At 69.8% G+C, this 25761-nt stretch carries 27 protein-coding genes; 15 read left to right on the forward strand and 12 right to left on the reverse strand.

Annotation, left to right across the window (positions count from 1 at the left end):
* Nucleotides 1–25: 25 nt before the first annotated feature.
* Together JKG67_RS12795 and JKG67_RS12800 are read right to left on the reverse strand one after the other, a co-directional pair.
* Nucleotides 26–430 carry a nuclear transport factor 2 family protein gene (locus JKG67_RS12795; protein ID WP_203337708.1) on the reverse strand — a complete coding sequence of 135 codons (405 nt, stop codon included), beginning with the start codon at nt 428–430 and terminating at the stop codon, nt 26–28.
* A 61-nt stretch (nt 431–491) separates the two neighbouring features.
* On the reverse strand, nt 492–989 hold the full coding sequence (locus tag JKG67_RS12800) for a GNAT family N-acetyltransferase (protein WP_203337709.1): 498 nt from the start codon (nt 987–989) through the stop codon (nt 492–494).
* Nucleotides 990–1055: 66 nt separating this feature from the next.
* On the opposite strand from JKG67_RS12800, the gene JKG67_RS12805 reads away from it, so the two are divergent.
* From JKG67_RS12805 to JKG67_RS12815, 3 genes are all read left to right on the forward strand, one after another.
* Nucleotides 1056–1286: a FitA-like ribbon-helix-helix domain-containing protein gene (locus JKG67_RS12805; protein WP_203337710.1), complete on the forward strand. Its 231-nt coding sequence runs from the start codon at nt 1056–1058 to the stop codon at nt 1284–1286.
* Nucleotides 1273–1665, forward strand: coding sequence for a type II toxin-antitoxin system VapC family toxin (locus JKG67_RS12810; RefSeq protein ID WP_203337711.1), 393 nt, complete (start codon nt 1273–1275; stop codon nt 1663–1665). Before JKG67_RS12805 ends, JKG67_RS12810 begins: the two co-directional genes overlap by 14 nt.
* A gap of 179 nt (nt 1666–1844) precedes the next feature.
* Nucleotides 1845–2600 carry a hypothetical protein gene (locus JKG67_RS12815; protein WP_203337712.1) on the forward strand — a complete coding sequence of 252 codons (756 nt, stop codon included), beginning with the start codon at nt 1845–1847 and terminating at the stop codon, nt 2598–2600.
* A 9-nt stretch (nt 2601–2609) separates the two neighbouring features.
* Here the strand turns inward: JKG67_RS12815 and JKG67_RS12820 are convergent, their stop codons facing one another.
* Nucleotides 2610–3068: a GNAT family N-acetyltransferase gene (locus JKG67_RS12820; protein WP_203337713.1), complete on the reverse strand. Its 459-nt coding sequence runs from the start codon at nt 3066–3068 to the stop codon at nt 2610–2612.
* Nucleotides 3069–3164: 96 nt separating this feature from the next.
* Here JKG67_RS12820 and JKG67_RS12825 point away from each other — a divergent pair, with 96 nt between their 5' ends.
* On the forward strand, nt 3165–3740 hold the full coding sequence (locus JKG67_RS12825) for a TetR/AcrR family transcriptional regulator (protein ID WP_238998426.1): 576 nt from the start codon (nt 3165–3167) through the stop codon (nt 3738–3740).
* Nucleotides 3737–4678 carry a patatin-like phospholipase family protein gene (locus tag JKG67_RS12830; RefSeq protein WP_203337715.1) on the forward strand — a complete coding sequence of 314 codons (942 nt, stop codon included), beginning with the start codon at nt 3737–3739 and terminating at the stop codon, nt 4676–4678. The genes JKG67_RS12825 and JKG67_RS12830 overlap by 4 nt, the downstream gene beginning before the upstream one ends.
* Nucleotides 4679–4771: 93 nt before the next feature.
* On the opposite strand, the gene JKG67_RS12835 is transcribed toward JKG67_RS12830, so the two are convergent.
* From JKG67_RS12835 to JKG67_RS12845, 3 genes are all read right to left on the reverse strand, one after another.
* Nucleotides 4772–5854 (reverse strand): hypothetical protein, encoded by a 1083-nt coding sequence (locus tag JKG67_RS12835; RefSeq protein WP_203337716.1) that lies wholly within the window; start codon nt 5852–5854, stop codon nt 4772–4774.
* Nucleotides 5855–5999: 145 nt separating this feature from the next.
* Complete coding sequence (locus JKG67_RS12840; RefSeq protein WP_203337717.1) at nt 6000–7700, reverse strand: aldehyde dehydrogenase family protein; 1701 nt, start codon at nt 7698–7700, stop codon at nt 6000–6002.
* On the reverse strand, nt 7700–7831 hold the full coding sequence (locus JKG67_RS12845; RefSeq protein ID WP_203337718.1) for a GMC family oxidoreductase N-terminal domain-containing protein: 132 nt from the start codon (nt 7829–7831) through the stop codon (nt 7700–7702). The genes JKG67_RS12840 and JKG67_RS12845 overlap by 1 nt, the downstream gene beginning before the upstream one ends.
* Before the next feature lie 171 nt (nt 7832–8002).
* Between JKG67_RS12845 and JKG67_RS12850 the strand changes: the two genes are divergently transcribed.
* The 4 genes from JKG67_RS12850 (at nt 8003) to JKG67_RS12865 (ending at nt 13974) form a co-directional block, all read left to right on the forward strand.
* Nucleotides 8003–9181 carry a PucR family transcriptional regulator gene (locus JKG67_RS12850; RefSeq protein WP_203337719.1) on the forward strand — a complete coding sequence of 393 codons (1179 nt, stop codon included), beginning with the start codon at nt 8003–8005 and terminating at the stop codon, nt 9179–9181.
* Between the two features lie 114 nt (nt 9182–9295).
* Nucleotides 9296–10690 (forward strand): flavin monoamine oxidase family protein, encoded by a 1395-nt coding sequence (locus JKG67_RS12855; RefSeq protein WP_275403363.1) that lies wholly within the window; start codon nt 9296–9298, stop codon nt 10688–10690.
* A 256-nt stretch (nt 10691–10946) separates the two neighbouring features.
* Complete coding sequence (locus tag JKG67_RS12860) at nt 10947–11465, forward strand: nuclear transport factor 2 family protein (RefSeq protein ID WP_203337721.1); 519 nt, start codon at nt 10947–10949, stop codon at nt 11463–11465.
* A gap of 352 nt (nt 11466–11817) precedes the next feature.
* Nucleotides 11818–13974: a thiamine pyrophosphate-dependent enzyme gene (locus JKG67_RS12865; RefSeq protein ID WP_203337722.1), complete on the forward strand. Its 2157-nt coding sequence runs from the start codon at nt 11818–11820 to the stop codon at nt 13972–13974.
* 7 nt (nt 13975–13981) lie between these two features.
* Here the strand turns inward: JKG67_RS12865 and JKG67_RS12870 are convergent, their stop codons facing one another.
* Together JKG67_RS12870 and paaZ are read right to left on the reverse strand one after the other, a co-directional pair.
* Nucleotides 13982–14620 carry a TetR/AcrR family transcriptional regulator gene (locus JKG67_RS12870; RefSeq protein ID WP_238998394.1) on the reverse strand — a complete coding sequence of 213 codons (639 nt, stop codon included), beginning with the start codon at nt 14618–14620 and terminating at the stop codon, nt 13982–13984.
* A 48-nt stretch (nt 14621–14668) separates the two neighbouring features.
* On the reverse strand, nt 14669–16717 hold the full coding sequence (paaZ, locus tag JKG67_RS12875) for a phenylacetic acid degradation bifunctional protein PaaZ (RefSeq protein ID WP_307816552.1): 2049 nt from the start codon (nt 16715–16717) through the stop codon (nt 14669–14671).
* A gap of 115 nt (nt 16718–16832) precedes the next feature.
* Here paaZ and paaA point away from each other — a divergent pair, with 115 nt between their 5' ends.
* Genes paaA through paaE form a run of 5 tightly spaced genes read left to right on the forward strand, consistent with a single transcriptional unit; the run spans nt 16833 to nt 20732 of the window.
* Nucleotides 16833–17816: a 1,2-phenylacetyl-CoA epoxidase subunit PaaA gene (paaA, locus tag JKG67_RS12880; RefSeq protein WP_203337724.1), complete on the forward strand. Its 984-nt coding sequence runs from the start codon at nt 16833–16835 to the stop codon at nt 17814–17816.
* Nucleotides 17809–18105, forward strand: coding sequence for a 1,2-phenylacetyl-CoA epoxidase subunit PaaB (paaB, locus tag JKG67_RS12885; protein ID WP_203337725.1), 297 nt, complete (start codon nt 17809–17811; stop codon nt 18103–18105). The genes paaA and paaB overlap by 8 nt, the downstream gene beginning before the upstream one ends.
* A 14-nt stretch (nt 18106–18119) precedes the next feature.
* Entirely contained in the window at nt 18120–19064 is a 945-nt protein-coding gene (gene paaC, locus JKG67_RS12890) for a 1,2-phenylacetyl-CoA epoxidase subunit PaaC (protein WP_203337726.1), read from the forward strand.
* A gap of 5 nt (nt 19065–19069) precedes the next feature.
* On the forward strand, nt 19070–19651 hold the full coding sequence (gene paaD / locus JKG67_RS12895; RefSeq protein ID WP_307816553.1) for a 1,2-phenylacetyl-CoA epoxidase subunit PaaD: 582 nt from the start codon (nt 19070–19072) through the stop codon (nt 19649–19651).
* A 1-nt stretch (nt 19652) separates the two neighbouring features.
* On the forward strand, nt 19653–20732 hold the full coding sequence (gene paaE / locus JKG67_RS12900) for a 1,2-phenylacetyl-CoA epoxidase subunit PaaE (RefSeq protein WP_307816554.1): 1080 nt from the start codon (nt 19653–19655) through the stop codon (nt 20730–20732).
* Nucleotides 20733–20751: 19 nt separating this feature from the next.
* Here the strand turns inward: paaE and JKG67_RS12905 are convergent, their stop codons facing one another.
* Nucleotides 20752–21372 carry a class I SAM-dependent methyltransferase gene (locus JKG67_RS12905; RefSeq protein ID WP_203337727.1) on the reverse strand — a complete coding sequence of 207 codons (621 nt, stop codon included), beginning with the start codon at nt 21370–21372 and terminating at the stop codon, nt 20752–20754.
* The gene (locus tag JKG67_RS12910) at nt 21369–22301 is read right to left on the reverse strand and encodes an NAD(P)/FAD-dependent oxidoreductase (protein ID WP_203337728.1); all 933 of its coding nucleotides are present in this window, start codon (nt 22299–22301) and stop codon (nt 21369–21371) included. Before JKG67_RS12910 ends, JKG67_RS12905 begins: the two co-directional genes overlap by 4 nt.
* 109 nt (nt 22302–22410) lie before the next feature.
* On the opposite strand from JKG67_RS12910, the gene JKG67_RS12915 reads away from it, so the two are divergent.
* Entirely contained in the window at nt 22411–23016 is a 606-nt protein-coding gene (locus JKG67_RS12915) for a helix-turn-helix domain-containing protein (RefSeq protein WP_203337729.1), read from the forward strand.
* A gap of 94 nt (nt 23017–23110) precedes the next feature.
* Here the strand turns inward: JKG67_RS12915 and JKG67_RS12920 are convergent, their stop codons facing one another.
* Both JKG67_RS12920 and JKG67_RS12925 read right to left on the reverse strand, forming a co-directional pair.
* Nucleotides 23111–24892 carry an AMP-binding protein gene (locus tag JKG67_RS12920; protein ID WP_203337730.1) on the reverse strand — a complete coding sequence of 594 codons (1782 nt, stop codon included), beginning with the start codon at nt 24890–24892 and terminating at the stop codon, nt 23111–23113.
* Nucleotides 24885–25640, reverse strand: coding sequence for an IclR family transcriptional regulator (locus tag JKG67_RS12925; RefSeq protein WP_203337731.1), 756 nt, complete (start codon nt 25638–25640; stop codon nt 24885–24887). The genes JKG67_RS12920 and JKG67_RS12925 overlap by 8 nt, the downstream gene beginning before the upstream one ends.
* Nucleotides 25641–25761 lie beyond the last annotated feature (121 nt).

The following is a 25761-nucleotide window of genomic DNA, read 5'->3' on the forward strand; positions in this document are numbered from 1 at the left end:
CGACGTACGAACCTGGGGGAGCGGGTCACGACGACGGGTCCGCTGCGGCTGCCTCCTGGGCGATGCGGTCGAACTGAGCCCCCATCGCCGCTGCGAGCTCCTGCGCTCCCGAGAGCGGTCGCACCATGACGGTGAAATCGTCGATGCGCCCGTCCTCATCGAGATGCAGGAAGTCGCAGCCGTGGACCTCTCGGCCGTTGACGGTGGCCTTGAACTGCAGCGCGTGGTTGCGTCCGTCCGCACTGCTGATCTCGTGCACGTAGTGGAACCCTTCGAAGACCCGCATCACCCCGCGCAGGATCGACGCAGTGATCGCCTTGCCCTGGTAGGGCTTGAACGCCACCGGGCTGGTGAACCGCACGGCCTCGGCCAGCAGTTCCTCGATGGCGGCGTGGTCTGCGGCCGCCACGGCTTCCTTGAACTCCTGCACGGCTCCTCCATCGTCAGTGGGTGCTTCCGTGCAGTCTGCACTGTCGCGATGGAACGGCCCGTCAGCGTTCACACAGCAACCACACCACGTCGCCGTCAGTCCCGGCGGTCACGTGGTGGCGCTGGAACCCGAGCTTCTCCAGCACTCGCAGCGAGGGCGCGTTCCAGGCGGCGATCGTCGACCAGATGCGCCTACGTCCAGTCGCGAAGGCGGCATCCAGCAGCGCCCTCGACGCCTCGGTGGCATATCCGTTCCCGTGCGCCCGGGGCAACAGTTCGTAGGCGAGTTCAGGTTCGTCGAGCGAACCACGGCCCACGACGATGGCGCAGTAGCCGATCGGGTCCCCGTCGGGCTTGGTGCGGAGCACCAGGGCCCCGATCCCGGTGGCCTCCATGGTCTCGGCCATCTGCGCGATCTTCGCGCGCGCATCGTCCACCGTGAACTCGCCCTGGGCTCGTGTGTTGAGCAACGCCGCGAACCACTCCGCGTCCTGTTCCACTTCCGGGGTCAGCACCAGACGTTCGGTCTCGAGACGTTGCGGGAGGGGTGGGAAGCGCACCCACACAGTGAACCAGCGGTAACTCAAACGCTTGGAATATGACGCCAGGAGCGCCATAATGGCGCCATGCCCAGCGTGCAGATCAAGGATGTCCCGGATGAGACCCATGCGGTCCTGCGCCAGCGCGCTGCGGCTGCTCACCAGTCCTTGCAGGAGTACCTCAGATCACGGCTCATCGAGGAGGCGAGCACGCCCACTCTCGACGAGGTGCTCGATCGTGCCGGTGGTCGAGCAGGTGGGAGCGTGCCGATCCCAGCGGCAGTGAGCAGCCTGAGGGCAGAGCGTGCTCGTCGTTGACGCGAGCATCCTCGTCGTCGCCCTGGCGGACGATGGGACGGACGGCGACGGCGTCAGAGCGCGCCTTCGCGGGGAACAGTTGACCGCGCCGGAACTGATCGACCTGGAAGTGGCCTCGGTGCTCCGCGGACGCCTCGCTGGCGGACACCTCGATGACCGCCGTGCCGAACTGGCGCTGGGCGACCTGGGGGCGATCCCGCTGACCCGGGTGCCGCACCGCCGGCTCATCGCACGATGCTGGGAGTTACGGTCCAACCTCACCGTCTACGACGCCGCCTACGTTGCGTTGGCCGAGGCGCTCGACGCCACGCTGCTCACCGGAGACGCACGGCTCGCCAGGGCGACCGGGCCGCTGTGCCCGATCGAGGTGTACCGCTGAGCGCAGTTGCTCGGCGTACCGACGCCCTTCAGGGTGCAGAGGCAGTACGCCGTCACGGCCTGAGAAGCGCGAATGAGTCCGTTTCCGATTCACCAGGCCGAAGCAGGCGTAGCGTTCTTGGTGACCCTTTCCGATGCGGGTCAGTGAGAGGCCCGCGCTTCTCCTGATGGTTGTGTCCCATGGACTCACGCGTACGCGAATCCTCACCCTCCAACCAACGTGGGCCGGCCAGGCGTCGGTTCACCTACGCCAACGTGGTCTCCACACTGGCCCTGGTCGCTGCCCTCACCGGCGGCGGCGCTGCAGCCGCCTCGCATCTGACGGTGCGCAGCAACGACATCGTCAAAGGGGCAGTCACCACCCCGAAGATCGCCGGTGGCGCGGTCAAGGCCGGCAAGATCGGCAAGGGAGCCGTCAAGACCGGCAAGATCGCCAACGGTGCGGTGACCTCCGGCAAGCTCGCCAACAAGGCGGTCACGGCCGACAAGCGCGCCGCCACCCCCCAGGTGAAGGTGGGGTACACCCCACAGAACCCCGGGGTGACGGTTCCGAACCAGGTCCCCACGCTGGTCTCCTTCAACGTGGAGGAGTTCGACACCGGCAACATGTGGACCGCGTCCCAGGGCAACCGGGTCACGATCAAGCGAGCCGGCACCTACCTGGCGGTTGGCTCGGGGACGTGGCAGAGCGCTCAGGCTGGCGGCGCTCAGCGCCAACTCTGCGTCATTGTGCGGACGTCGAGCAGTTCGTCCAAGGACTCGGCCTGTCAGCGTGTGGTACCCGCCGTCGCCTGGACCCAGTCCCAGCACGTGCCGCTGCTGGTCCAGCTCAACGTCGGTGACTACGTCGTGCTCGAGGCATGGCATGACCGAGGGGAGGATGCCGACCTCTTGACTCCGCGCCTTGCGGTGCTGTGGCTGGGACCGGCCTCCTGACGAGCAGCCTCAGCGACCGCAGCGGTCGGGGCGTTCCCAGGGCCACTCCTCGGCCAGCCAGGCAGCCACGGCATCGGCCAAGGGGGTGTCCAGGTGTGCCCGGTCGGCGCGGACCCACGACTGGACCACGACATCGTGGTCGGCCGACCCAGTCGGGTACAGATAGACACAACCGATCACGTCTCCGTACACCGGGTCGAGCACGGTGAACGTATAACCCTTGCTGGCCGCGAAGTCGGCGGCGTGGCGGGTCAGGTCGGCGAGGTTGGCCTGGAGCGTCATCCCCTCCGGTGGCGGCCAGGAGCCGTCGGGATAGCCCGGGGTGGCACGGATGTGCTCGATGCTGGACATCCACGCCCGATGGTCGGACTCGTTGTGCTGTGGCCCCAGCGGCTCGAGACGGAACTGCTCGGTGATCAGCGAGGTCGGCGGCTGGAAGCCGGCGGGCACGAACGTTGCCGAGATCATGCCCCGACGCTAGCCGAGGCCCGGCCTCTGCGCGATCCGATATACCTGCCGAACGGATCGTGACAAGTCAGTGACTGGTAAGTTGTCCGGGTGACCATGACCCAGAGCGCGCGGCGAGCCACCACGCGTGCGGCCCTGCTCGCAGCGACCATCGACAGCCTGCTCGCCCAGGGCGTGGCCGGCACCAGCACCCGCGGGGTGGCCGAGCGGGCGGGTGTCAGCCAGGGGGCGCTGCAGCATCACTTCCCCAACAAGGCGCAACTCGTCGAGGCTGCCCTGTCGGCCTCCTTGGTGACGTCGCTGGAGCAGCTGCTCGCGCCGCCGTACGACGCCTCGTCAGCACCTGCCCGGGCTGCGGAACTGCTCGATCGGCTGTGGCACTTCCACCGCCTGCCACTCTTCGGTGCGGTCTTCGAGATGCTGGCCCTGGCGCAGCAGGACCCCGTGACCGCGGAGCGCACTGCAGGCACCCTTGATGCGCTGCTGGCCCGGATCGAGGATGCGGCAGCAGCGGTGCTGCCGGACGACCCGACCCGACGGACCCGTATCCGGCTGGCGGTCGCAGCAGTCCGCGGTGCCGCCGCTGTGGAGACCATCCCCGGCGCCGGGGGCTCCGACTGGGACCTGATCCGTCGCGGGCTCATCGACGTACTGATCGGGGAGGCCCGGTGACCGCCGCGTCCGTTCTCGACGTGCTCATCGCTCGCCGCGAGCACGGCAGCCGGCCGGGGGCGCGGCGTGACGACTTCCGGCTGGCCCTCGCGATCGAGGGCGGCGGCAACCGGGCGGCGTACTCCGCCGGGATGGCGATCGCGCTGGCCGAGGCCGACCTCATCGACTGCCTGGACGACGTCTTCGGGACCTCCGGAGGCGCCCTGAACGGGGCCTGGCTGCTGACCGGCGAGGGCGAACGTTGGTTGCCCTCGTGGGCGTGGCCGGAAGTCGCCGCGGCCGGAGTCACCGACCCCCGCCGGCTGCTTCGCGGCGGACCGCTGGTCGACCTGCGCCGTCTCGTCGAGCACGTCTACGAGCAGGTCACCCCCATGGACTTCGACGCGATCCTCACCAACCCGGTCCGGTTCCACCCGGTGGCCACCGACGCCCGCACCGGCCACGCCACCGACCTGGCACCGCTGATCGAGGACCGTAGCAGCCTGCAGGCAGCCCTGCGGGCGAGCGCCTGCCTGCCCCTGCTGGGTGGCCGACCGGTGCACCTGGGTGGGCGCGCGTGGCTTGACGGCGGTCTCGCGGAACCGGTCCCGTACCGCCAGGCCTTGGCCAGCGGCGCCACGCACGTGCTGGTGCTCCGCACCCGGCGCGAGGACCAGACCGTGGCACCGTCACGCCTCGAACGGCTCGCCCTGGCGCCGTACTTCCTGGCCCACGGCCGAGGCGCCGGGCGCAGCCACGCCTCCCGACACCGCGGGTACGCAGCCGACGACCGCCGCCTCGCCACGGGTGCCCCGACCCTGGCCCAGGTCCGCCCCCCGGCCGGAGCGCCGTCGGTGGCCCGCCTCTCCCGCGACCTCACCGCGATCAGCGAGGCGATCGAGCTCGGTCGTCGCAGCATGCGCTCGTTCCTCGCCGGCACCCCGGCGCAGCGCCCCTGAGGACCGGCCGACCGGCAGCGTCGAGTGGGGGGTGGGCCGCCCTCCGGTTCGCCCTCGACCCGGAGCGGTGCCAACCGGATGAAGGCCGCGCTGCTATGCCTCCAGCGCCGTGACCACCTTCTCGACGAGGTCGATGCGTTGCAGCACGTCCAGCAGGCCACTGAGCACGAGACGGTCGGCCGTGCCGCCGCGCGCGGCCAGCGCGTCGACAGCAGCGAACGCCACCTTCAGCGCGAGGGCTTCAGGCAGTCCGGGTGCGCCGTTGTGAGAGGAACCCCGTCGGGCGAGGACGCCCAGCAGTTCGGCCGGCCACACTTCGTCCCGTAGGCGACTGGTGGCCCACACTGCGGCACGGACGATGTCGGTGCTTGTGCCGACGAAGAGCGTGCCCCGGCAATCGCCGATCCTCGATCCCGGCCACTCCGGAACGATCTGGGTGTGGGCCGCGAGATCCGTCCACCGTCGGAGCAACTGGCGTGCCGAGGGCGGTTCCAGGGCACCGTCGATGTCGTGGAACCATCGCTGAGTCGGCTTGCGCGGGCCCAGGTCTCCGAGTAGCCGTACGAGTGTCGTGATCTCGTCGGCGGGGAACACCCGCGCGGCTTCACGGGCCGGCCCAGCCCACGCGTCGCCGTCGACCACGAGGGAGAGGTCCAGGATCTCTGGAGGTGTCGCCGAGGCGGCGACCCTTCTCGCGAGGTGGCGCATCTCCTTGATCCGCAGTTGCTCGTCGCCGACCGACTCTAGGTAGGCGATGCACCCGTCGAGGGAGCGCGTCAACGCCACATCCGCCTGTCCCGCTGCGCAGACCCTTCTCGCCCCTTGCAGTGCCATGGCGAAACGACGATCGTCGTACAACCCGCGGTGCACCACTGCCTCCAGTGCCGTTGCGGCGGTCGCTGCCGTCCAGGGAAGCCGAAGCTGTGGCAGACGCTCCCACGGAAGACGCTCGCGACCCATCCAGTCGAGCCCAGTGGCCTCCGGGTCGACAATGACCAAGATGTCTCCCGGCGTCGCGTCCGCCTCGACCAACGCCAGGAGGACGAGCACGGCGGAAAGTCTGGCTTGGGCATCCAGGCGTGGGTCCGTCACGATGCTCGGCCAGGCGCCCCAGTCCAGCCCCAGCCCGGTGAGCGCGCTGTCGACCACCGCGCGATGGGCCTCCAGATCCGACACGCAGCCGAGTATGCCCGCTGAACTCTCCTGAACGCTTGATCCCGGTGGCTCGGCCGCGGTGACCGGGTCGCGCACCGTTGCTCGCAGGCGTGTGGATGAACCGGTGGTCCGTGCCGACGTACGCAGCCGTCCTCGGGACGCGCGATCAGCCGCGTAGCGCGGACGCGAAGATCGCTGGTAGCGACCGCCATCTCGGCCTGGCGGCGAAGTAGGTGAGCCTGCGCCCGGTCACGGCTGCCGTCCTGTTGGTGACGAACCATGGTGGGCGCGGGCTCATCGTGAGCATTCCTGTCGCGAGGGATCGTGGCGAGGGTCGGAACGGGCCGCGCACGACGGTCCGTTCCGGGTCCTTGATCAGCAGGGCGTTGTGGGCCACGCCGATACCACTTTGAACGTCGTCGACAGTGTGACCGGGGAAGGCGCCCCAGCTCGCTCGGGCCGTCAGGAACCCGACGCCGGTCCAGGCGTTGACGGCGACGGTGCCGTAGCGGAGGTTGGCGATCGCGTTCTCGAAGCGTTGTCCGAGCGTCCGCAGGGTCTTGGGGTGGGCGATGAGGTTCACCCCAAGCGTGCCCGTGAGCCGGTTGTTGGCCAGATCGACGGCTGCACCGAGGAAGTCCAGTCCGGTGCCTGGGAGTTCGGTGACTCCCAGCACCGGTGAGAAGTACTCGGTCCGGAAGGCATCCTCGTCGCGGTCGGGTGACAAACCCGTCACCAAGTGGCGGCCGACGCCCTGGCCGATCCGATTGTCCTCGGGATAGGACTCCAGCGCGCTGGCGACCCGGACGTCGCTACCCGGGTAGTAGGCCGTCCGAGTAGGCGCCGCGTCGTATGCCCAGCGGAGTTCGTTCAGGAACTGCTGCTTCTGAGGCCAGTCCGCGCTGAGCACGACGACCTGCGAGGCAACGCAGTTGTATCCATTGTTGTGCAGCTTCTGGGTGACGAGGTGCTCGGCCTGGAACCGCAGGTCACGCGCAGACCACTTGCCTGGCAGCACGATTGTTGGCGATACGCCCCCCAGTTCGCTGGTCATCGGCTTGGTCAACAGCGGGTTGTTCGCCGCCTTCCGCGCAGCCCCCGCCTCGCCGGGACCGAAGACGATTGCATCGTGGGTGATGTTGCTGCCGGTCATGTGCACATGGGTCACTGCCGGGTGCTGTGCCAACTCGGTGCCGACGTCGGCACCGCCCCTGACGATGCGGACCAGATCCCGGGCGATGAAGGGCGCGAACACTTCCTCGAGCACCGGCAGAAGGCGATCGGTGATCGGGTTGAGCTTCAGAACGACCACACGGTTGTGAGCGAACAGCTCGTAGAGGGTGTCCAGCGGTGCGATCGAGAAGATGTTCCCCGCGCCCAGGACGAGGCCCACGCCCCCGGTGAGCTCGGGTGTCTTCTGGGCCAGGCCCGCGCTGCGATGGACGTCGACGGGGTGCGCTCCCGGTTGGGTCCAGACCTCGACCTCGAATCCGTTGAGCAGCAGCCAGTCGAAGGCGTTGTGCGGCAGGACATGGACAGCCCTGCGCCCGCCGGGCGCTTCGGTGACCTTGAAGCCGTCGACCGGGCTTCCGCCCCGCTCGAGGGCTTCGAGGCTCGCCATGAGCGCGCCTGCTCCGGTGAGCACCGGGTACGGGCCGCTGATCCACTCCTCGCCAGCGAGCGGCGAGTCCGGAGCCAACCCCTTGATCTCAAGAGCGATGTCCACCCACCTTTTCGCCTGGGCCTCGGTCGCGGCCACCAGTTCGCCCAGGAGCGCGCGGCGGTCACCAAGAGTCAGGGACGCCCAGACCGCCTCCCCCTTCTGCAGGTCGGCGACCGCCTGGTCGACGTCGCTGTTGCGGGACATCAGAGCCCTCCGCGCGCGGTGTCCGACGCCGCGGCCTCGAGCAGTGCGACGCTGAACTCAGGGTCCTCGGTGGGGCGGACGGCAATCACGCTGCCGGCCGAGCCGGCGCCCACAACGATGGAGTCATACATGGCTTGAGTTCTCGCAATCTGCAGCGGCCTGATCTGGACGCCTCCATCGTGATCCCGGTGGCCCCGTTCTGGCGATGGGCCTAGGCCCCCGAAACGGCACCCGCCGATGTGCACAGGCACATTGCTGGTCGTCCTCATCCGCGACCCGCCGACACGAGTACCGTGTGCGCCATGCCCCGCACGGTGCCTGAGCATGCCCAACCCGAGGCGCTCGCACGCGAACTCCTCCGGTCCGTCGATGAACTGGCTGAGGAGCTGTGCCATCGCATCCTGGCCGGCGACCATGCCTACGCCGAGGCGACCCAGTTGACCCACGAGCAACTGTTCGGCGCCTGCAGGGAGAATCTCGTCACGATCCTCCGCCAGGTCGCTGGAGAGGCGCCAGCCGACCTGGAGGCTGCCCGGGCAGCGGGACGCCTGAAGTCCCACCATGGCGTACCGCTCGCTGCGCTGCTGCACGCCTACCGGCTGGCCGGACGCCTGGTCTGGGAGCGCATGATGGAACGCGCCTCAGCCGAGGACGCCGAGACCCTCCCACAATTGGCCGCCGAGCTCTGGAGCCTGATCGATGAACTCTCCAGCGCGGCGGCCGAGGCGTACGGCCAACAGTCCGCCGAGAGGGCGAGGCGCGACACGCGGGCCCGCGAACTGCTCCTTCGCTCGCTACTGGACGGCACCTTGGATAACCCTTCTCGGCTGTGGGAAGCCCGGCGAGTCCTGCAGCTGCCCGAGACAGGTGCGTTCCTCGTCGTGAGCGCGGAAGCCATGGATACCGATCATGAGCCACTCCACGGAGTCGAGGACAGACTCCGCAAGCGGGACGTCAAGTCAGTGTGGATCACCGAGGTCGAGGCCCAAATCGGTCTGGTCAGCCTCCCTTCCCCACGTCACTTTGACGGGGTACTCCAGCTCCTTACTGAGTTGGCAACTACTCGCATCGGCGTGAGCCAGCCGTTCGACACGATCACTGACGCCCACGCCGCCTTTCGCCATGCCCAACTAGCCAGCCGATCCGCACGACCCGGCAGTGCATCGATGACCTGCTTCGGAGATGCACCGGTCCAGCTTCTGCTCGCGACTCTCCCCGAGTCGAGCCGTCAGCTCGCAGATCAGGTACTCGCCCCCGTCATCGCTCTCCCTGATCCTGAGCGGGAAGCCCTGCTCGACACGCTCGATGCGTGGTACTGCAACGGAGGCTCGAGTGCGAAGGTCGCGAGCCAGCTGCACTACCACCGCAACACCATCCGCCAGCGGCTCAGGCGCATCGAGGAACTGACCGGGCGCTCTTACAGCAACCCCATCGACTCGGCGGAGTTGTATGTCGCGTTGCAGGCGCTCCGCCTCTCCTGACGGGCCCAGTGATCACCCGACCATCTGTGTCGTCAGCGGCGGGGAGCCGATCGTCCGAGAGCCGATGAGGTTGGCTTCGGTGCGGAACCAAGGGCCGAACAGTGCGCTAGCCTCTTGCACTCCTTACACGATTGGAGTGCGGCGATGGTGGATGTGGTAGTGGTCGGGGCCGGGCTCTCGGGACTGGTTTGTGCCAGGCGTTTGCGAGAAGCAGGAGCCGAGATCGTCGTCCTAGAGGCGCGCGACCGGGTCGGCGGGCGCGTCGTTAACGAGCCGATCGCCCCCGGCCAGGTTGTTGAGATGGGCGGGCAGTGGGTGGGACCGAGCCACACCGAGATCCGCCGGGTTGCCGCTGAGGTCGGCGTGGACACGTTCCCCACCTACGGTGAAGGCAAGCACCTTTTCGCCCATGCTGGGCGGACCACGCAATTCGGCGGCGACATCCCAGCCAGAATGCCTTTCGGCTTGGTCGACTTCCGGATCGCCCAGGCCCGGCTCGAGCGGCTGGCGCGGCACATCGACCTGGGTGATCCGGCGAGCACCCCACGATCGCGCCGCCACGACACGCTCACTGTGGAGACCTGGATTCGCCGCCACATGCATACCCGCTCTGGCCGCAACCTGATGAGGCTTATGGTCAAGGCGGTGCTCGCCACCGAGCCGAGCGAGCTGTCGCTTCTGCATTGGCTGTTCTACATCGCGTCCGGCGGCGGCCTGAACTCACTGGTCCGGGCTGACGGTGGCTACCAGCAGGACCGCTTCGTCGGTGGCTCCCAAGAGATCGCCCTACGCCTCGCAGACGACCTGGGCGAACGGGTGCATCTCTCGGCTCCGGTGCGACGGATCGAGCACACACCAGAGGGGGTTCGGGTACACACCGACACGACGACGTACGACGCGGACGCCGTCGTCATTGCCGTCCCTCCGCATCTGCTCACCACGATCGAGTTCTGCCCAGCACTGCCAGCCACGCGCAACCAACTGTCGGTGCGAATGCCTCCCGGCATGGTGACCAAGTTCGTCGCCGTGTACGACGAACCGTTCTGGCGCGCAACAGGCCTGTCTGGCCAGGCGACCCTCACCTCAGGGCCGATCGGCGTCACCTTCGACAACTCTCCACCCGGCGGGAGCCCGGGTGCGTTGGTGGCGTTCGCGCTCGGTGAGGATGCCCGCGCGCTAGAGAACCTCGATGCAGATGAAAGGCGTGCCGCCGTACTCGAACGGCTGGCTGAGTTGTTCGGGCCGAGCGCCGCTGAGCCGACGCAGTTCCACGAGCGGTGCTGGGCACGTGAGCAGTGGACTCGCGGCGGCTACGCGGGGATCTTCGGACCGGGTGGCTGGACCTCGTTCGGCAAAATCCTCGGTCGATCGCACGGCCGCCTGTTCTGGGCCAGCGCCGAGACCGTAGTCCACGCGCACGGGTCGATGGATGCCGCAGTCTCGGCCGGCGAGCGGGCAGCAGTGGAAGCCTTGGCGACCTGCCTGGCTGAGGTCCCCGCCTCTCGCTGAGGGTGTGAGCGACCCCCTCGGGGATGCACTCCGGGGTTGGGTTCACCGGCAACGATGCTTCGAGAACCGTTGAACTCCAAGGGTGCAGACGGTGGCCTACTGGTGGGTACGCTGTAATGATTCCAAAGAAGGGCCCGCCATTCCTACGGCGGGATCGGCCCCTTGGGCCGCCCGGACGGATCACTGAGCGTGCTCGAGGCTCGCGCCGCCGTCTGCTTCGACCTGTGCCCATCGCCACACCTACCTGAGGATCACGATGACCAACACCCGAGAACTCGTCGCCCGAGCAACCGCCTTCGTCGCCGAAGCCGAGCGGATGACCAACGAACGCGACGTCGACGGCATCCGTGCCGTCTTCGCCAGCGACGGTCATCAGAGTGCTGTTCTCGATGGGCTGCTGATCGAGTCTCACGGGATCGACGAGATTCACCGAGCATGGGGCCTCATGTGCGCCTTCATGGAGAAGCGCACGATGTTCGTCGACAAGTCGCTTGTCACTGCAGACGAGACCACCATCGTCAACGAATGGATCGGGACGGTCGCCGGCAAGCGGGCGGCACGCGGAATCGAGGTCTGGAACCTCGACCGGGAGGGCCTCGTCGTCGACCAACGTGTGTACGCCTTCCTCGACGCCCGTCCCGAGTCGAGCCCGGTGCAGAATCTGCGGATGCTGTTGGCGCACCCGCTCACCGCAACCGCTTTCGCGCGCGCGAAACTTCAAGCATCGCAATCCGGTGCCCAACGATTCACCGCAACCAAGGCTGGGGCCCGGTAGTCACCAGCCGCTCAGCTGTTCACTCCACCGCCGGGCGGACGAGCGAGTCCCTCGAAGCGGCGGCAACCGGGCGGCGTACTCCGCCGGGATGGCGATCGCGCTGGCCGCGGCCGGAGCTACCGACTCGCGTCGGCTGCTTCGGACCTCTGGTCGACCTACGCCGTCTCGTCGACCGACGCCCGCACCGGCCACGCCACCGACCTGGCACCGCTGATCGAGGAGCGCAGCGGCCTGCGGGCAGCCCTGCGGGCGAGTGCCTGCCTGCCCTGCTGGGTGGCCGCCCTCCACCGACCTGGTCCGTGCATTGCGCAGCCGGCTGGGCCAGACTGGGCGCTGACCCGGGAGGTGGTTCATGGACGAGGTGGAGCAGCACTTCCTCCAGCAACTCACCGCACCCGTCCCTGGGCCGACCGGCCCGGTGGCCACCGAGATCGCCGCACAGCTCCCGACCCTCTTCGCCGTCCAGGCACAGAGTCGGCATCTGGACGTCGCCGCCCGCTGGCTGCAGAGCCGGGGCGACGGCTTCTACACCATCGGCTCGGCAGGACACGAGTCGAACGCCGCCCTGGGCCTGCTCACCGAGGTCACCGATCCCGCGCTGTTGCACTACCGCTCGGGCGGCTTCTACGCCGCACGAGCCGCCGTCGAGGGCAGCACCGATCCGGTGCGCGACGTACTCCGCTCCCTGAGCTGCTCGACGGCCGACCCCGCCTCGGGTGGCCGCCACAAGGTCTGGGGCCACCCGCGCCTGCACATCATCCCGCAGACCTCCACCATCGCCTCCCACCTGCCGCGCGCGGTCGGCCTGGCCTTCGCGCTCGGCCTGGCCCGCGCCCTGGACCGGCGCACCCCCTGGCCCGCGGACGCCATCGTGGTGTGCAGCTTCGGCGACGCCTCGGCCAACCACTCCACCGCCACCGGCGCCCTCAACGCTGCCGGCTACCTCACCCACGTGCACCGGGACTGCCCGGTCCTGTTCGTCTGTGAGGACAACGGCCTCGGCATCAGCACCCCCACCCCGCGAGGGTGGACCCGGGCGGCACTGGAACACCGGCCGCACCTGGACTACCTGCACGCCGACGGCGACGACCCCGTCGGGCTGCTGCAGACCACCGCCACCGCGATCGAGAAGGTCCGCGGGACTCGCCGTCCGGCGGTGTTGCATCTGCGCACCGTCCGGTTCGGCGGTCACGCCGGCTCCGACGTGGAGCGCGCCTACCGGTCCACGGCCGCGATCACCGCCGACCTCGCCCACGACCCGCTGCTGGCCACCGCCCGCACCCTGATCCGGCTCGGCCTACGCAGCGCCGAGGAACTCCGGGAACAGTACGAGGAGATCCGGCAACGGGTGATGGCCACCGCCGAGGAGGTCCGCCACGAGCCCCGGCTCGACAGCCGGGCTGCCGTCATGGCGCCGCTGGGCCACGTCTTACTCCGGCCCGATCAGGGGGGCGACCGGCCGCCCGGGCCGCTACCGTCAGCGACCGGAGGCCCGGGGCTCACGCTGGCGCAGGCGATCAACCGCACCCTCGCCCAGGCGATGGCTGAGGATGCCGGCGTCGTGGCCTTCGGTGAGGACGTCGCCATCAAGGGCGGGGTGTACGGCGTGACCCGCGGTCTGCGGGCGCGCTTCGGCGCGGAGCGGGTGTTCGACACGCTGCTGGACGAGCAGACCATCCTCGGCACTGCGCTCGGCACCAGCCTGGCCGGGTTCCTGCCGATCCCGGAGATCCAGTACCTCGCCTACCTGCACAACGCCGAGGACCAACTGCGCGGCGAGGCGGCCTCGCTGCGTTTCTTCTCCGACGGCGCCTACCGGAACCCGATGGTGGTGCGGGTGGCCGGACTCGCCTACCAGCGAGGCTTCGGCGGCCACTTCCACAACGACAACTCCCTCGCGGTGCTGCGCGACATCCCCGGCCTCGTGGTCGCGGTCCCCAGCCACCCGGCCACCGCGCCCGGGCTGTTGCGCGGGTGCCTGGAGTTGGCCCGCACCGAGGGCCGGGTCTGCGTCGTCGTCGAGCCGATCGCTCGCTATCACACCCGCGATCTGTTCGACGGCGACGAGCAGTGGCTTGCGGCGTACGACGACTCGTCGACGTTCGTCCCGGGCGAGGTGACGACGTACGGCGACGGCCGCGACCTGCTGCTGGTGACCTTCGGCAACGGCGTGCACCTGAGCCGGCGGGCCGCCGCCAGGCTCGCGGCCGACCAGATCACGTGCACGGTGTTGGACCTGAGGTGGCTCGCCCCGCTGCCGATGGATCGCGTGCTTGAGGCGGCGCGCTCGGTCGCGGGTGTCCTCGTGGTCGACGAGACCCGGGCCAGCGGCGGGGTCGCTGACGCTCTCGTCGCAGCCCTCGTCGAAGCGGGCTGCCCGCTGCCGATCGCCAGCGTCCGCAGCGCGGACTCCTATGTTCCGTTGGGGCCTGCCGCGGCGACGGTGCTGCTGGGCGAGGACGAGATCGTCGAGGCGGCCCGGCAGTTGGCCGGGCGCACCGCCGGGTAGCGGCTCCTCAGCGACGTTCGCCTTCGGTCGCCGGCCGCTCGAGACCGGTGAAGAGCACGCTGCTGATCGTCTCGGCGAGTCTCTCCTCGGGCAGTCGCCCCTCGGGTCGGTACCAGTCCACCAGCGAGTTGACGAGCCCGAAGATGAGCCGACTGGTCACCTCCGGATCCACGTCCCGCCGCAGGTCGCCGTCCGCGGCAGCGTCGCGGACCAGGGTGGCCAGACGTTCGTCGATCTCCCGCCGTCGCTCCAGGGCGGCCCGCTCCAGCGGACTGTTGCCACGCACCCGCAGCAGCAGCGTGACCGCGGGCAGGTGCGCGGTCAGGATGTGGACGGCCGCTTCGACGGTCGCCCGCAGTCGCGCGTAGGCACTCTCACCGGTCGCCTCGGCGGCTGCCGATACCGCCGTACTCAACCCGTCCAGGGCTTCGTCGAGGGCCGCGGCGAGCAGCGCCTCCTTGCTGTCGAAGTGGTGATAGATCGCCGACTTGGTGACGCCCAACTGCAGGGCCAGTTCGCTGATCGAGGTGGCGTCGTACCCACGCCGGTTGAACAGGTCGATCGCCTGCCGCAGCACGGCCTCGCGGTCATGGCCGGGACGGCCGCGACGCCGCATCGTCTCGGAGGGGGGCGCGGCGTCGGGCATGGGCTCATCGTCGCATCCCCGCAGCCGCCGATCGCTCACCGCGATCCCTCAGCCCGTCGACTCCTGCGGCCAGGTCTTCGCGACCAGGGTGAGCACGTCGTACGTCGCCACCGGGGCGTCGTCCTGATTGGTGACCACCGCGTCCCACCGGACCTCGCCGTAGTCGGCGGAGCTGCGCGGGGTGATCTGCTTGACGGTCAGCGTCACCCGGATGGAGTCCTCGGCCTTGACCGGGGTGAGGAAGCGCAGGTCATCGACCCCGAAGTTGGCCAGCACCGGACCGGGGTCGGGGTCGACGAACAACCCGGCGGCCAGTGACACCACCAGGTAGCCGTGCGCCACGATGCCGCCGAACAGCGGGTTGGCTGCCGCTGCCTCGGCATCGGTGTGGGCATAGAAGGTGTCGCCGGTGAACTCGGCGAAGTGTTCTACGTCGGCGAGGGTGACGGTGCGTGCTGTGGAGACGATGCTGTCGCCGATCTCCAGCTCGGCGAGGCTCTTGCGGAACGGATGCACCTCGCCGACGGTGCGTCGCGAGCCTCGGGTCCACCGGCCGCCGATCGCGGTCATCATGTCCGGGGAGGCCTGCACCGCCGTCCGCTGCATCTGGTGCAGCACCCCGCGGATGCCGCCGAGCTCCTCACCACCCCCGGCTCGACCGGGACCGCCGTGCACGAGCACCGGCAGCGGACTCCCGTGCCCGGTCGACTCGGCCGCGTCGTCGCGGTCCAGGACCAGCACCCGACCGTGCCACGGAGCCAGGCCCAGGGTGACCGCGCGGGCGATCTGGGGGTCGTGGGTGACCAGCGACGCCACCAGGCTGCCCTTGCCTCGGGCGGCCAACGCGATCGCCTCGTCGGTGGTGGCATACGACAGCACGGTGCTGACCGGTCCGAACGGCTCCACGTCGTGCGGCTCAGTGGCGCCCGGCCGGGCACGCAGCAGCACCGGGGAGAGGAACGCACCCCGCTCCGGGTCGGCCCCGACGACGTCGACGCGGTTCGGGTCGCCGTACCCGATCTCGGCGCTGTTGCGCAGTGCCTCGACCGCCTTGCGGACCTCGTCGCGTTGGGTGAGGCTCGCCAGCGGGCCCATCCGCACCGACGGGTCCGCCGGATTCCCGACGGTGATCGTGGCGAGCCGGGCGCTGATCGCCTCGGTCACGGCTCCGACCAGCGGTTCGGGGACCAGGGCCCGACGGATGGCCGTGCACTTCTGGCCCGCCTTCACGGTCATCTCGGTGACCACACCCTTGACGAAGAGGTCGAACTCCGGATCCTCGGGGGTGATGTCGAGGCCGAGGATCGAGCAGTTCAGCGAGTCCGCCTCGACTCCCAGGCGTACGCCGCGCCGCAGCACCGCCGGGTGGTTGCGCAGCACCTGGGCGGTGTGCGCCGAGCCGGTGAAGGCGACCGAGTCCTGCTCGTCGAGCTCGTCGAGCAGAGTGCCCGCGCCACCGCACACCAGCTGCAACGCACCCTCGGGGAGGATGCCGGCCTCGATGATGCGTCGTACCACCGCCTCGGTCAGGTACGCCGTCTGGCTGGCGGGCTTGACGATGCTGGGCAGTCCGGCCAGGAAGGCGGGCGCGAACTTCTCCAGCATTCCCCACACCGGGAAGTTGAAGGCGTTGATCGCGACGGCGACGCCGCGTCGGGAGGTGTAGACGTGCTGGCCCACGAACGTGCCGCCGCGCCCCAGGGTCTCGACCGAGCCGTCGAGGATGACGGTGTCGTTGGGCAGTTCCCGGGTGCCCTTGCTGGCATAGGAGAAGACGGTGCCCAGGCCCCCGTCGATGTCGATCATCGAGTCCCGTTGAGTGGCGCCGGTGCGCAGCGAGAGGGCGTAGAACTCGTCCTTGTGCTGGCCGAGGTGCTTCGCCAGCGCCTTGAGCAGGCCAGCTCGTTCGTGGAAGGTCAGCCGGCGTACGGCGGGCCCACCGACGTCGCGGCCGTGGGCGACCAGCGCCGCATGGTCGAGGCCCCGGCTGGAGACGCGGGCGATCTCCTCGCCGGTGGTGGCATCGAGCACCGGTGTGCCGTCGTCGGTCGCGCGGACCCAACGGCCCGCCACATAACTCTCCACCAGTGCGCTCACGCTGGCCCGCCCTTCCGACTGGTTCGCGCGGGCCATTGCGCGACCCGCCTTCGGTATGTCACGGTAATACAGAACGCACGGTCAGTAAATGCTTCCACGGTGTCCTGGAGGGCCCATGTCGTCGGTCGTCGCAACCGCTGAGCTCGAGGCTCAGTTCGAGGCCACGGTCGGCCGCAAGGACCGCATCGAGCCGCGGGACTGGATGCCCGAGGCCTACCGCAAGACGGTGGTGCGTCAGGTCGCGCAGCATGCGCACTCGGAGATCATCGGGATGCAGCCCGAGGGTGCCTGGATCGGGCGCGCGCCCTCGCTCAGGCGCAAGGCGATCCTGCTGGCGAAGGTCCAGGACGAGGCCGGCCACGGGCTCTACCTGTACTCCGCGACCGAGACCCTGGGCGTGTCGCGCCAGCAGTTGACCGAACTGCTGATCTCGGGCAGGCAGAAGTACTCCTCGATCTTCAACTACCCGGCACTCTCCTACGCCGACGTGGGCACCATCGGCTGGCTCGTGGACGGTGCCGCGATCTGCAACCAGGTGCCGCTGTGTCGCACCTCGTTCGGCCCCTACGGCCGGGCGATGATCCGGATCTGCAAGGAGGAGTCCTTCCACCAGCGGCAGGGCTTCGAGTTGCTGATGACGATGATGCGGGGCACCGACGAGCAGCGGGCGATGGTGCAGGAGTCGGTCGACCGGTTCTGGTGGCCGTCGCTGATGATGTTCGGTCCACCCGACGACGACTCGCCCAATACCGAGCAGTCGATGGCGTGGGGGATCAAGACGCACACCAACGACGAGCTGCGGCAGAGGTTCGTCGACATGACCGTCCCGCAGGCCGAGGCGCTCGGCGTCACGCTCCCCGACCCCGACCTGGTCTGGAACGAGGAGCGCGGCGCGCACGACTTCGGGCAGCCCGACTGGGACGAGTTCTGGGCCGTGGTCAAGGGCAACGGCCCCTGCAACGCACAGCGGATCGCGCACCGCACGAAGACGTGGGAGGAGGGCGCCTGGGTGCGGGAGGCGGCGCTCGCGTTCGCAGACCCCGACACACCCTCGCCCGGCGACGCGGACCCCGCAACGACGGAGGGTCGACATGAGTGAGCGGGTGCGGGCCGAGTGGCCCCTGTACGAGGTGTTCGTGCGCGGCAAGCGCGGCCTCAACCACGTGCACGTCGGATCGCTGCATGCGGCCGACGACGAGATGGCGCTGCGCCACGCCCGTGACGTCTACACCCGCCGCAACGAGGGCGTGAGCCTCTGGGTGGTGCGCTCCGACGCGATCACCGCGTCGAGCCCGGACGAGAAGGATCCCCTCTTCGCGCCCAGCGGCGACAAGGTCTACCGGCACCCCACGTTCTATGACCTCCCCGACGACGTGCCGCACATGTAGGGCGGAGGAACCAGATGGCCGAGGTGCACACCCCGAAGCCCGACGAACACGACAACGTGTACGCCGGGCTGCTGGCCAACGACGCCCACTGGGCCTTCGGGACCCGCCCCGAGGATCTGCGCAGCGAGGACCCGTTGGCCGGTGTCGACACGACGGTCCCCGACGGTGTCGACCCGACCGCACTCGCGGCGTACTGCCTGATGCTCGGCGACGACGCCCTGGTCCTCTCCCATCGACTGTCCGAGTGGTGCAGCCGGGCGCCGGACCTCGAGGAGGACATCGCGCTGACCAACATCGCGCTCGATCTGTTGGGTCAGGCCCGGCTGCTGCTCGTCCGAGCCGCGGCTGCGGACCCGGCGGAGGTCCCGATCCTGCCGGAGGGGTCGCCGGTGCCCGACGAGGACCGGTTGGCGTTCTTCCGCGACGACTCTCAGTTCCGCAACGTGCGGCTCGTGGAGGCCCCGAACGGTGACTTCGCCGAGACGATCACCCGGCTCCTGCTTTTCAGCACCTGGCGGCTGGCGCTGTTCCAGCGGCTGTTGAGGAGTCGGGACGCGGTGCTTGCCGCGGTGGCGGCGAAGGGGGTCAAGGAGCTGACCTACCACCGGGACTTCGCCGGCCGCTGGTTCCTGACCCTGGCCCGTGGCACCACCGAGTCGCGGCGCCGCCTGCTCGCCGGACTGGACGCGCTCTGGCCGTGGTGGGCCGAACTCTTCGAGACTCACCAGGTGGAGCGGAGCCTGGCGCAGGCCGGTGTCGGCGTCGACCCGGCCAGCCTCGCCGCCGAGGTGGAGGCGGTGCTCGCGGAGGTGTTCGTGGCCAGTGGTGTCGACCGCCCCAGCACCCGACCCGGCATCGAGGGCAGGACGGGCCGGGACGGCCGCCACACCGAAGCCCTGAGCCGGATGCTCGCCGAGATGCAGGTCGTGGCCCGCGCCCATCCGCGAGGTCGGTGGTGACTGCCGTGATCGACGCATCGACCGACCCCGATGCCAACGTCGAACGCGCCTGGGCGGCCGCGTCGACGGTGGTCGACCCCGAACTGCCGATGCTGACCCTGGTCGACCTGGGTGTGCTGCGCGAGATCAGCATCGAGGGCGACGGGGCGGTGGTCGCCGCGATCACCCCGACGTACACGGGCTGTCCGGCGATGGCGACCATGCGTGACGATCTGATCCGGGCGCTGCGCGCCGCCGGATTCGGCGACGTGCGGATCCGGGTCGCCCTGGATCCCGCCTGGACCACCGACTGGATCACCCCGGCCGGACGGGCGGCGCTGGCCGAGGCCGGGATCTCCCCGCCGGGCCGGGTCAGGGCGGGCTCGGGCTCGACGGGCTCGACGGGCTCGACGGGCTCGACGGGCTCGACCGGAGAGCAGCCTCGCCCCGTGCCGCTGCAACTCACCCCGACTCGTCGTGCCGTGCAGTGCCCCCGCTGCGGCGCCGATGACGTGGAGCTCAGTTCGGAGTTCGGGTCCACCGCCTGCAAGGCGATGTACCGCTGCCGGACCTGCCTGGAGCCCTTCGACCATCTGAAGGAGATCTGAGGTGACCACCACGGCGGGCCTGGCGTCCAGGACGACCTTCCACACACTGACGGTGGCCGCGGTCGAGCCGCTCACCGACGACTCGGTCGCGATCACCCTCGCGGTGCCGGCCGAGCTGCGGGAGGTGTTCGACTTCGCCGCCGGACAGTGGCTGACGCTGCGGCGCACCATCGCCGGCGTCGAGCACCGGCGCACCTACTCCCTCTGTTCTCCCGCGGGCAGCGCGCCGCGGATCGGGGTCCGTGAGATCCCCGACGGCCTCTTCTCGTCCTGGCTGGTGAGGGCGGTGCGGCCGGGGGACCGGATCGACGTGCTCGGGCCGAGCGGCAACTTCCGGGCCGACCCGGCCGAGGGGGGTCGCCACCTGTGCATCGCCGCAGGCTCGGGGATCACGCCGATCCTCTCGATCGCCACGACTCTGCTCGACCACCCGGCGGCGCAGGTGACGCTCCTCTACGGCAACCGCACCACCAACTCGGTGATGTTCGCCGAGGAGCTGGCTGACCTGAAGAACCTCCACCCCGACCGGTTCAACCTGATCCACGTCCTGTCCCGTGAGCCTCGCGATGTCGACCTCTTCTCCGGAAGGCTCGACGCCGCTCGACTCCACGCCCTGCTCACCCGCATCATCCCGCTCCAGGACATGGACCACGTCTGGCTCTGCGGACCTGTCGGCATGCTCACCGACGCCCGAGCGGTGCTGGCGGAGTTGGGCATCCCCGCGGAGCGGGTGCATGTGGAGCTGTTCTACGTCGATGAGCCGCCTCCTGAGCGCAGGCACCCCGAGCGGGTCGTCGACGGGGTCACCAGCAAGGTCACGCTCGTCCTCGACGGTCGGTCGACGACCAGCGCGCTGGCGCGGGACACTCCGATCCTCGACGCCGCCCAGTTGGTGCGCTCCGACCTCCCCTTCGCCTGCAAGGGCGGGGTCTGCGGGACCTGCCGCGCCACGTTGCGGCACGGTGAGGTCGAGATGGTGCGCAACTATGCCCTCGAGCCGGACGAGGTGGCCGCGAACTTCATCCTGACCTGTCAGAGCTTCCCGGTCAGTGACGAGCTCACCGTCGACTTCGACGCCTGAACGGACGTCTCCGGACCGGTCACCCCCGTCGGGCGAGTACGACGAAGTCGTGCAGCACGTGCGGGTGTCCGTCGGCATCGGCCAGAGTGCGGCGGTGCTCCTCCACGGTGTCGACGGTCCACCCTCCTCGGGCCAGCTGGGCGGCGACCGCCGCCGCCGAGGACTCCGCCTCCGCGGGAGGGTGATCGCCCGGCCCTTCCGGTGCGTCGTGGGGATGCCGGTGGCCGACGATCAGCAGCGTGCCGCCCGGAGCCACCCAGGAGCCGATCCGGTCGTAGAACTCACCGGGGGGCAGCGAACTGTGGGCGTAGTGGGTGCTGACCAGATCGAAGGTGGTGCCCGGCTGCCAGGTGGTCAGATCCGCCTCGACCCAGCGCACCGACACGGCCGCCGAGTCTGCGCGCACGCCAGCCTGGCGCAGCGCCGCCGGCGAGATGTCCACGCCGGTGACCTGCCACCCCTGCTCGGCGAGCCAGATCGCCTCAGCCCCGGTCCCGCACCCGGCGTCGAGGGCGGTGCCGGGTGTCAGCCCGCGCGTCTTGCGGGCCAGATAGGGGTGCGCCGGGTTGGAGTGAACGGCCTCGTTGTCGTCGCTGTGCCAGTGGCGCTCCCAGAAGTCCCGGTCGAACTCCTCATTCATGAGGCCGCCCTGATCTGGGTGACCGCCTTCTCGGCGTCGGCCATCACCAGGTCCGCGTTGATGTGGGCGGCGGCGCGGGCCCCGTCGGCGGCCGCTGCGCCGACCTGGGCGGACAGGTCGGCTGCGTTGCCGGCCACCCAGACGCCGGGCACCTGAGTCCGCCCGGTCGGGTCGGACTCGATGAACGAGCCCATCGGGTGCGGGCTCGGCTCGATGCCGATCCCCGCGAACAGGTCGGCGCGGGCGACCATCCGTGGTGCCACAACGACGGCGTCCATGTCCACCACGCGGCCATCGTCGAGCTGTACGCCGACCGGGTGGCCATCGCCGACCTCGGTGACGCCGCCGGTGACGACCTCGATGCCGACGGCGTCCAGCTTGAGGGTGTCCTCGGGTTCGACCGCGACGTCGCCGACGAAGAACAGCACGTGCTGGCTCCATTGCCGGAAGAGCAGCGCCTGGTGCACCGACATCGGCCCACTGGCGAGGACACCGATCCGTTGGTCGCGGACCTCCCAGCCGTGGCAGTAGGGGCAGTGCAGGACGGATCGTCCCCAGCGCTCGCGCAGCCCGGGCACCTCGGGCAGTTCATCCACCAGGCCGGTGGCGATCAGCAGCCGGCGGGCCGACAGTTCGGCGCCGTCGGACAGGGTGACCGTGAACCCGTCCGCGGCGCCGGCCACCTGAGTCGCCACCCCGTCGCGGACCTGGCCGCCGTACGACGTGACCTCACTGCGACCGCGCACCAGCAGTTCCCGCGGGTCCATCCCCTCATGACCCAACAGCCCGTGCACCCCGTCGGCCGGCGCGTTGCGGGGCGCCCCACCGTCGATCACCGTCACCGTGCGTCGAGCCCGGGCCAGCATCAACGCCGCGCTCAGCCCCGCGGCTCCTCCACCCACCACGATCACATCTCGACGTTCGTCCATGGTTCCTCCCCGCACAGTCAACGTGGCGACCGGTATGCCGCCACCCGACCGATGGTGCCGACTCCCGGGCCGATCGGCAAACATTCTTGCCAAATGGCAAACTTGGTCCATGGACGAGACGACGGACCGGACCCTCGACGCGGTGGGGCCACGGCTGAAGCGGCTACGTCAGCGACGCGAGGTGACCCTGACCGAGCTCGCCGCCGAGACCGGGATCTCGGCGAGCACCCTGTCCCGGTTGGAGGCGGGCCTGAGGCGCCCGACCCTGGAGCAGCTCCTGCCGTTGGCGCGCGCCCACGGCGTCACCCTGGACGAGCTCGTCGACGCACCACCTACGGGCGACCCGCGGATCAATCTGCGCCCGATCGCCTGCGAGGGGGGCGCCACGGTGCTCCCGCTCACCCGAAGGCCAGGCGGGATCCAGGCGTACAAGTTCGTCCTCCCCGCCGGCGACGACGACGCCGAGCCGGATCCACGCACCCACGAGGGCTACGACTGGGTGTATGTGCTCAACGGCCGGCTGCGGCTGGTCCTCGGCGAGCACGACCTGATCCTCGAGCCGGGCGAGGCGGCGGAGTTCGACACCCGTACGCCGCACTGGTTCGCGGCCACCTCCTCCGGGCCGGTGGAGTACCTGAGCCTGATCGGCAAGCAGGGCGAGCGTGCCCATCTTCGTGCCGCGCCCCGGCGGGGCACGGCCGACAACGGGCACTGAGGGTCCGGTGGAGGCGGCTTTCCCGTACGTTCCGCACCGAAAAGGGCTTGGGATGGTGCTGAACGTACGGGAATCGGGGTTGGGTGGGGCGAGGTCAGCGACGGTTGAGCGTCTCGGCCACGGCCGACCAGGGGAGTCGCAGTGCGGAGTCCCCGGCGCCCGCAGCAAGCGTGGCCAACCCCTCCTGCAACGCGGGCCGGGTGACCGAACGGTCGATCCGATCGAGCACCAGCAACACCTGCGGCCGGCTCAATCCACCCAGCAGTTCGCGCACCGAGTCCTGCATGTCGCGCAGCGTGCGGTCGTCGTCCGGGGCGCCGGGCTCCAGCACGATGGCGGCGCCCACCGAGCGGCCCAGCCTGGCGTCGATCTTCTCGAAGGCCTCCGCGGCGGCCACGAACGGATGATCCAGCAGCGCCTGGCTGACCTCGGTGAGTGAGACCAGTTGCCCCGAGATCGAGATCACCTCGTCGTAGCGGCCCAGGAACTCCACGCTGCCGTCGGGTCGGCGTCGTGCCTTGTCCCCGGTGGCGTAGCGGCCGGGATAGCGATCCCAGTGGTACGCCGTCGGGTCGGGTCCGCTGGTCTCCACGGCGCGCATGGTGCCGGCCCAGGGGTGTCGCAGCACCCACTCACCGGCCTCGCCATCACGCACCTCGTTGCCCTCGGGATCCAGCAGGGCGACACCCGGGCGGGGGAGACCGGTGGGTTCGGGGAGGTCGTAGCTCACCAGCCCGCCCAGCTCCATCTGGCCCCACCCGTCGGCGAGCACCGCTGCCTCACCCAGGAGTTCGCGCAACCAGTCACGCAGCCGTGGATCCAGCGGCTCACCCAGGGTCACCATCCGTTGCAGTGAGGTGATGTCGTGGTCAGCCACCAGCGACCAGGCGCGGAGCGCGGCAACGACGGAGGGCGAGGTCAGGACCGAGGAGACGGCGTACCGCTCCACGATCTGCCACGCCCGCGACGGGTCCGGGAAGTCGAGGGTGCCCTCGTACATCACCGCCGTGCGCCCGCTGAGCAGCGGACCGAGGATCCCGTAGAACTGACCGCCCGGCCAGGAGATCTCCGCAGCGCACCACGAGATCTCCTCGGGGTTCGGCGACATCACGTGCCGGTGGTTGGCGATCGTCGCCGCAGCGATGTTGGCCGAGCCGAGGTGGATGGCGACCGGCTGGCCGCCCCGGTTGGCGAGATAGACCGCGTACGCCGGGTGGTCGGCGGGGAGGGACTCCGCGGTGTCGTCGGTGCCGGCCAGGTCGTGGTACCAGCGATCGCCCTCGAACCACTCCACCTCGATGCCGGCGCGTCGGATGACCACCGTGTGCTCGATGCTGTCGACCGCCTCCATGGCGTCGTCGGCGCGGGACTTGAGCGGGAGGATGGTGCCGCGGCGCCAGCCGCCGTCCTGGGTGACCAGCAGCGTGGGCCCGAAGTCAGCGAGTCGCGCCGACAGCGACTCCACGGGCAGCATGATCGGGATCACGGTGACCTCGGCACCGATCCGGAACGCGGCCATCAGGGTCGCCACCGACTCGGGCAGCCACCCGACGTGCAGCGCGATCCGGTCGCCCCGGACGATGCCGAGCTCACGCAGACCGGCGGCGACCCGGCACGATTCGCGATGAAGTTCCCGATAGGTCCACGATCGGCGATCGCCCGGCTCGCCCTCCCAGTGGAACGCGACCCGGTCGCCCATCAGTGGCAGGTGTCGATCGGTGCAGTTGGCGGCGAGGTTGAGCTCCCCGCCGACGAACCAGTCGTGGAACGGGGGGTTCTCGGCGAAGAGCGTGTGGAACGGCGTCGTCCAGGTGAGCTGGTCGGCCTCGGCGCGCCAGTCCTCGATGGCGTCGTGGGGGCTGCTGGCTTCAGGCATTGCCGAGCGTCCTTCCGACCGCGGTGGCCGTGCGCTTGAGCTGGTTGAGCGCCTGCTCGGCCCGTTCGGGCTGGTGCGCGGGGAAGGATGCGGCCAGGGCTGCGCGGGCCTCGCCGTGCGAGTCGATGACCGCGACGGCGGCCTCGATGACCGGGGCCGGGCCGTCGTCGGTGATCAGCGAGTCGGTGCCGCGCCACTGGGCACGCAGTCTGTCGGGAGACTCGGGGACCGGACCGGCATGGGTGTCGAGGCAGCGCTGCCAGGAGGCATCGTCGGAGCGGGCGATCAGGAGTCGTCCCGCCGCCGTGTCGAGCGCGTTCGCCAGCCGGTGGCTCTCCCGGTAGGGCCCGCCGTCGCGGCCGTCCACGCGGTCGACGTACACGACGCTCTCGCGAACCACGAGCGCCACCGTGACCGTCGCGTCCAGCGCGTCGCGGAGATCGATGAGGTAGGGGGCCAGGGCGGAGAGGACCGGCAGTCGGCCCAGGTAGCGCTGCGAGAGCCGCACCACCTCGGGTCCGAGGCTGTAGCGAGAGGTGCGCGAGTCCTGGTGGACGATCTGCGCCTGCACCAGGGAGCGCAAGAGTCGGTGTGCGGTGGGCACGGCCAGGCCGGACCGCTCCGCGAGGTCGGTCAGTTGCTGGTACGCCGGCCCGTCGCTGAGCAGGTCCAGCAGCAGCACCGCGTTGCGCACGGTGCCGAGGGTCCCCCGCGCGGCTGTCGACTGGCCATCGGCTGCTTCGGACATGAGCGCCGCAACCCCCTTTCGGATATCAGGAGGCCCAACCTATCAGTGAAGTTGGCTTCGGGTGGGCGAAAGAATCTTCCAGCAAAAGCATTGCACTTCCACATACTGAAATTGTAAGGTG

The sequence above is a fragment of the Nocardioides limicola genome (genome assembly GCF_016827675.1).
In the GTDB taxonomy this organism is placed as follows: Bacteria; Actinomycetota; Actinomycetes; order Propionibacteriales; family Nocardioidaceae; genus Nocardioides; species Nocardioides limicola.